This window comes from Mesotoga sp. HF07.pep.5.2.highcov, assembly GCF_003666285.1.
Taxonomy (GTDB): domain Bacteria; phylum Thermotogota; class Thermotogae; order Petrotogales; family Kosmotogaceae; genus Mesotoga; species Mesotoga prima.
Map to the genome: position 1 here is coordinate 1 of NZ_JFHJ01000011.1, position 6,144 is coordinate 6,144.

5 protein-coding genes are annotated in these 6,144 nt (G+C 45.8%); all 5 read right to left on the minus strand.

Going from position 1 to position 6,144, the window contains the following annotated elements; translation table 11 throughout:
• On the minus strand, positions 1-1,220 hold a 1,220-nt coding region (locus BG32_RS00265), incomplete at its 3' end, for an MFS transporter (protein ID WP_147434759.1).
• A gap of 208 nt (positions 1,221-1,428) precedes the next feature.
• On the minus strand, positions 1,429-2,793 hold the full coding sequence (locus BG32_RS00270; RefSeq protein ID WP_099772998.1) for a TRAP transporter large permease subunit: 1,365 nt from the start codon (positions 2,791-2,793) through the stop codon (positions 1,429-1,431).
• A 10-nt stretch (positions 2,794-2,803) separates the two neighbouring features.
• The gene (locus BG32_RS00275) at positions 2,804-3,871 is read right to left on the minus strand and encodes a succinylglutamate desuccinylase/aspartoacylase family protein (RefSeq protein WP_183084248.1); all 1,068 of its coding nucleotides are present in this window, start codon (positions 3,869-3,871) and stop codon (positions 2,804-2,806) included.
• 58 nt (positions 3,872-3,929) lie between these two features.
• The gene (locus tag BG32_RS00280) at positions 3,930-4,496 is read right to left on the minus strand and encodes a DUF6305 family protein (RefSeq protein WP_099772996.1); all 567 of its coding nucleotides are present in this window, start codon (positions 4,494-4,496) and stop codon (positions 3,930-3,932) included.
• Positions 4,497-4,519: 23 nt separating this feature from the next.
• The coding region (ggt, locus tag BG32_RS00285; RefSeq protein ID WP_121526205.1) for a gamma-glutamyltransferase at positions 4,520-6,144 on the minus strand (1,625 nt) is incomplete at its 5' end.

Consider the following 6,144-nt stretch of genomic DNA (forward strand, 5'->3'; position numbering starts at 1 on the left):
GTATTTTCTGGGGGATTCAGTTTGACGATAAAAAAGAGTACGAGCATCGTCATTCCAGCAACAGTCAATGCCATACCTACTCCCAACTTGTCCGCAAGGAATCCAACTATGGGCGCTATTATTGCCACCAGCAGAGTCTTCAACTGAGATTCGACAGATAGACCTGATGCCATAGTTTTGTGGTCTATGTTATCGCTTATGTAGCTTATATTGATTGGTCTTCTGAAATTCTCCAGAATGTAGAGCAGGAAGAATACTATCACTGCGATTACTTGAAGAGATACTATTTGAAATAACCCGCTCAGTATGACTAATATCGCCCCGAATATATAAGAGTAATTCAGCGATCTCGCCTCGTTTCCCAGTTTTTTGCTCAACCTTCCGGCATTCTTAGAAGCATAGCTTGTGGCGATGAAGATCACGAAATATACGACTCCTACGATTACGGAGGTTCTCTGCTCCGGGCTGAAGCCAAGCATTATCGGAAGACCAAGGGCGAGAGCCTTTAGAATTGGCTGCAGATACTCCTTGATGACTTTGAAGAAAGCATCATACAATGACGAGTTGAGAACTCCTTTGAGTGCACTGGCACTTCTGAAAATCCCCAGGAAGGCTTTCAATGTTTCTCTTTTCTCCCCGGATTTCAGTTCACCGTCAAGTTCCTTGGGGTACATCATCAAATTCACGAGGTTTACGGCGTAGGGCAATACTGAGGCGAGAAAGACTATCTTGTAGCTACCTGTGTAAAATACAAGGAAGGCAGCTATCAAGGCGTTTATTGCTGAACCTAGTTGCGATGCGGCTCGCGTTGCACCATAGTAGTGAACCTTAATATCGGTCATATGATTGATTCTCAGGTACTCAAGTATCATTGCTTTGTGCGTTCCGGTACGGAAGGCTTCCCCAAAGGCGAAAGCTATCATTGCAACCATATATACGTAGAAGTTCGGAAAGAAGTAAAAGACTAAAAAAGAAGAAAGATAGGAGATCATCGAAAAAACCATGGACAATCTTCTTCCAAACAGATCAGCGAATATGCCAGTCGGGAGTTCTAGGAAGTTAGTCGCTACTTCTCGCACGGAGACAAGAGTACCGATTTGAAGGAAGGAAAGTCCCATTTCTCTGAAGAACAGAATAAGAAAAGGGTCGAAAAAGCGAAGATTCTTTAGGAAACCGTAAGCTGCGAATCTATAGAACTGCCCGTCCCGTTTTACTTCCAATTGAAATCCCTCCCGAAGAGTTCAATAGAGAAATTATACTCCAAGAAAACTCCCCGGGTCCGGTGATTTCACTTTATCAGGAATATTCTTAAGATTAGAGGGATAAGTATCATTGCGCTCATGACCCACTCCCACTTCTTTGCACTCTTGTACGCGTTATAAATAAGCACAGAAGATAAATAGACTGCTATCGCAATATACAAGTAGGTCAAGTTACTGACATCTCCTTTCTCTTGTCTACTAAGAGAAGAGCAACAGAAACGATTACAAGTCCAGCAATGAAGAAGGGATAGAAGAGCCAGCTGTTGGCGAACCTACCTACCTCGTTTGAGAATATTATGGTTAATGTGGCGAAAATCATTGTAATGAAAAAGGCAGGCATTGAACTGAGCCAGATCTTGAAGTAATTCTTCTCTCCGACGACATGGGCCGCAAATATCCCGGCAAGCGCAGTTGGGGGTACCATGTCACCGAGCCCCGCGAGGAGGGAGAGCGCCGAACAGACAACGATGTCGTTATTCCCGAGAAATGCAAGCAAGAACGGAACTCCCAGCACTGAGGCAGAACCATAGGAAGACACTGCACCGAAAGCAGGGATGCCAAGTGCAATACCAACCAAAAGCGCGCCTTGAGGAAGACCGTTGAGAAATCCCACAATTAAACCCCTCACGCCGTTCAGAGTCATAATCTGAATAAACATCCCGACTCCAATGAGAATCGAGAGTATACCGAGAGAGTTCTGAACCGCTGAAAGTGAGATCTTGAAAAGATTTCCCCTTGCTCCAGTCAATGATGCAACAATTGCCGATATCATGAAGATCAAGGGAAGACCAAGCGAAAAGCCCCAACTCACGTTTTCAAGTACCATGAGTATCACCATTATTATTAACGGAAGATACACCGCAAAGCCCTTTATTGGCTCCCTTTCTCTTGTTCTCACGAACTCTTGGAGATCGACGGGTTTAACCTGTCTAACTCCAATAATCAGAGAAGTGACAATTGCCAGCGGAAATGTCATCAGCAGAAGAGGGTTAGTGAAACCGATATATGGCATGTCGACACCCTGACCGATTATCATTGCAGGTAGATTTATTGGCGGGGCGATCATTCCATATATACCGCTCATTGCGATTATCGATCCCGCTCTCCTTTTGCTAAGCCCCAGGGTCTTCAGAACCGGGAAGGCGATAGCACCCGTTGTAAGAACCGTAGCTGTTGATGATCCAGTAATCATGCCAGCTATCATTATGAAGAAAGTCATTAGCACGAGAAGAAAAGTCGGTTTCTTGTGAAAGGCAATCGTCATGTTGCCTGCAATCGTGTCCAGGAGTCCCGACACCTTGATTGATTCCATGAAAATCATTGCCGAGCCAATCACAAGTATCGTGTCGATGTAACCGAATCCTCCTTCAACGAGATGCCTCAGAGGAAAGAACTCGCCGAAAGCGATTGAACCCGCAAGTGCTGAAAACATTAATGAAACTGATATTGGGATTTTTATTATTGCCAGACCCACGAAAGTTGCAAGCATTACCAAAAAATACCAGACTTCAGGTGTATAAATGGCTGTCACCCCCGGTCATTCAGTTCAAAAATGAGAATATTCCGTTTTGCATTACTTCTTCATAGGTAGGTAGGTTTTCGACCTCTACCGTTTCGCCAATCATCATTTCATATGCACTGAACAAGGATTTGATTATCTGAAGCTGAAGACCGACTCTGTGAGTCAATGGGTAATCGGGATCATCAATAACATCGTACTTGTCTCTCCAGTTATCCTGCCCGGGATTTGGAGTCTCTGAAAGGAATGAAAGCGAACCTGTTGCGTCACGGATCTCAAGGTGACTTAGGCCTCTAAAAGCTCTGTTCGATTCTTCGAGTTTCATAGATACTCCATAGTAAGCCTCGATTTCCATGATCGCCACTGCACCTATTTCCAGAGCATCGGGATGACAGACCAGCGTATAGGCCAAACTGCTACCGGATCGTTCATTCCCCTCGCTGTCTATATAACTGTCAGGTGTCCCGCTTTCATGCATATCTAGATTGAAGTCTACATTCTCAGTGTCTATCAGCTGGATAATTGCGTAAGCAAGCTGCTGCGTGGGATTACCATCTGCTACTCCCGGATACTGCCTGTTCAGATTTCTCGCCTCTGCTCCATCTTCAAGAGTGAAATCGGATTGTGCATGCTTGAAGATTTCTGGATCGGGTACTCCCTGATCCAAAGGATCAGTTCTTCTGTCTCCGTACACAAGAAATCGAGGACCGGATTTACCTTCTATAGCTATGAAATGGGGTGCGTGCCCTGTCTCATCTTTTATGGAGGCAGCGCTCAAATTTGAAAACGGGATCACTATCACCTTACCCTTCGTGACGATCACATTTTCTATGAAAACTATTGCTGCAGTTGTTCCCGAAATCTCCCTGGCATGAGTACCACCCATGAGAACAAACGTAGGGCCCTCCACTCCGCTGTCCATGAAATAAACCGGGGTGTCCATGTTTGTGTTTCTTATGGGAGAAAAATAATCCGACAACCAGCCGATATCAGTTACCCCGTAACCTGGACGGATATCGGGCCTCAAAAAACTTCCAAATGCAGCAGAAGTAAATAAAAGAACGATGAAGAAAATTGCTTTGATTTTCATTAGTCTTCCTCCGATTAAAAATAAGGGGCGCAGGCTCGCGCCCCTTCCATTCATATTTCTATTTGCCGAAGTATTTGGCCAATACGTCTTTCAGATCAACTGTCTTTTCGAAAGTTGCCATAGGAACTTCGGCCTCCTCGCTCAGAGCCGTGAAGAAACCGTCCTGATCAGCGTCTGATTTTACAAAGTATGCGTCTGCAAAAGGTGCGAGTTCGGTGACTATTCTGTCGGAGGACGGACCCCTTCTAGATTCACCTTCAAGATTACAGACGACTACTTTGAGGCCGTTTTCTTTAGCCGCTTCAGCAAGAGACTTCACTCTCAGAATCTCGGCCTCAATGTCGATATTGGCTGCGCCGAGACCCTTGCCGCTTGCTCCAACAACCAACACAAGGGTCTTGAATTGAGAAATGTCGATAGAGTCAACGCTGAGAAGCTTTTCAAAAGTGTATTCGAGTTTAATCATCTTTGCAACGACAGTAAATTGAAGTGCGCCGGGAGACTGCCCTGCGGACGTAACCGCTACCGGTTCTTTGAGAATCAGTCCCTCTTCAGTTTCGTTAACCGCAAATCCGACAAACGCCACGCAAGTAATAATCAGCAAAGAAACTAGAAACCTTTTCAAATCACATCATCCTTTCAATAAAATCAAAATTCCGGTGCCGAAGCAGATCCGCCTCTTCTGATGGAGCCGGCTCCAATCATAAGACCGTTTTCTTCTACAGAAATAAGATTTGGGCCGCCAAAGAAAAGATCGGGGTATGAATATACATTCAGCTTATGTCCAAGAACCTTTTCGAGGAAATCAAGTGTAGTCTGCGGATAGCCTTCTTCAATTCTGAGATCCTTATAGGTTGTGTATCCTACGAATTTGGGTGTTCTTATCGCCTGATCGACAGGCATGTTGAAGTCTATAAGATCGACCGCGAGCTGAACCATGGTGGAGATTATTCTTCCGCCTCCAGGTGTGCCGATTACCCAGCGAACTTTTCCATCCTTCTGAATTACTGTCGGGCAGATAGTCGTCCTGGGTCTCATTCCACCTGTAAGGTTTATTACATCCCAATCTCTGTAAGACGAAGCGAAGTTGGCCATTTCATTGTTGAAGAAAAAGCCTTTGAAGTAAACACTTGTACCGAAGAAGCTTGAGATCGTCTGGGTCCAGGCTACGGCATTTCCTTCTTTGTCCACAATCGAGAAGTGAGTCGTTGATGGAGACTCTTCCACTCCGCTTTCGTTAGCTGCCACCGACTCTAAGGCACCCAGAAGAACCTCTTCATAAGTTGATCCATCTGCAAACGGATAGGCGTCTCCCTGATAGTCATAGTAGGAAGCTGGATCGAAAGCCTGTGACAGATCGATCGCCATGAATCTGGTTTTGGCATATTCTTTGCTCATAAAGGCCTCGTAAGGGAGATCGTAGAACTCCGGATCGCTTATGTAAGCTCTTCTATCCACATCTCCGAGGACCAGTGCCTGCTGAATAATATGGACTGCCAGAGGATCGTCCCAGGTCATAGCGGGAAGATTGTAGTTTTCGAGAGTGTTGAGAACCGCAATCATCTGCGGACCGGAAACCGGCGGGTGCGGAACATAGAAATCGTATCCCCTGTAAGTCCCGTGAAGCGGCTCTCTAACGATAGCCCTGTACATCTCGAGATCCGACTTCCTCATAAAACCGCCGTTCTCGATCATGAATTCTTCGATCTCATCTGCGAGACTTCCCGTGTAGAATGTATCGATGCCTTCTTCTTTTATCCTTTCAAGAGTCTCTGCCAGCTGAGGATTTGTGAATGTAGATCCAACTTCCCAGACAAAGCCCTCGTTCAAGAAATCGAAGCCGTTTTCGAGTACCAGTTCGTATTTGTCGGAAGTTGTCTGAGCAAATGTTTCATCGACTATGAAACCATTTCGTGCAAGGTCTATTGCTGGCTGAATGAGATCCGCCAGAGGAAGTGTTGCTCCCAACAGCCAGGCTTCCTTAATTCCGGCAAGAACTCCGGGAACACAGGCTCCCTTTGGAGTATAATTTGCTTTGCTTAGGGTCAGTCCGAGCTCAGAGAGAGCTTCGTAAGAGGCAGCCATCGGAGCGGTGCTCCTAAAATCGATAGCGTACTTGCTTCCATCGGCCATCGTGATTACAGCATAGCCTTCACCGCCAAGACCAGATGCGTAAGGTTCGACTACTCCAAGTGCAAAACTAACAGCTATCGCTGCATCTACGGCATTTCCCCCCATTTCGAGAATCGTCGCGCCGACTTCGGCAGCATACT

Excerpts from the sequence above, each read along its gene's own strand:
- BG32_RS00275 (WP_183084248.1), bottom strand. The coding sequence starts at position 3,871 with ATGAAAATCAAAGCAATTTTCTTCATCGTTCTTTTATTTACTTCTGCT.